A 513-nucleotide genomic window follows, 5' to 3' on the forward strand; every position below is an offset into this window, starting at 1 on the left:
GGCTGGCAGGGCGTGGATACTTTGACGGCGAGTACATCTACCAGCGAACCGCCGAGCCCCATCAAGCCCTCCCCTTTGATTTCCTCACCTTCTGCGCGTCAAGTCAGGCTTTCCGCATCGGCGCGACTCGTACCAGCGACGGCGGGCAGGAATGGTTCACTCGCGAGGATATGAAAACAATGGACGACCTCATGGTGCGGATACGGGCCTCCTCAACCATGCCCGGATTCATGCCGCCGGTGACCATCGAGGGCGTCGAGTACGTCGACGGAGCCTTAGGAGATACAGGTGGCATTCCCAGCGACGGCGCTCAACTCGACGGCTACGACCGGTTCTTCGTCGTCTGTACCCGACCTCGCGACTACATCAAGAACGAGGTGAAACGTCCTCAGACGCTTAGACGGTTATGTAGGCATCGTCCTGCCGTCGCCGAAGCCATCATCGCTCGACCGGCCAGGTACAATGCCACCCGCGAGATGTTGCGCGACCTCGAGTCAGACGGGAAGGCCTACG

Annotated in this window: 1 protein-coding gene; it reads left to right on the forward strand. The window is 60.6% G+C overall.

Annotated features, from left to right (window positions below; genetic code table 11):
* A partial coding sequence (locus JFY56_RS24180; RefSeq protein ID WP_208316821.1) for a patatin-like phospholipase family protein occupies nt 1-513 on the forward strand: 513 nt, incomplete at both ends.

Source organism: Pseudomonas schmalbachii (assembly GCF_017589465.1).
GTDB classification, from domain to species: domain Bacteria; phylum Pseudomonadota; class Gammaproteobacteria; order Pseudomonadales; family Pseudomonadaceae; genus Pseudomonas; species Pseudomonas schmalbachii.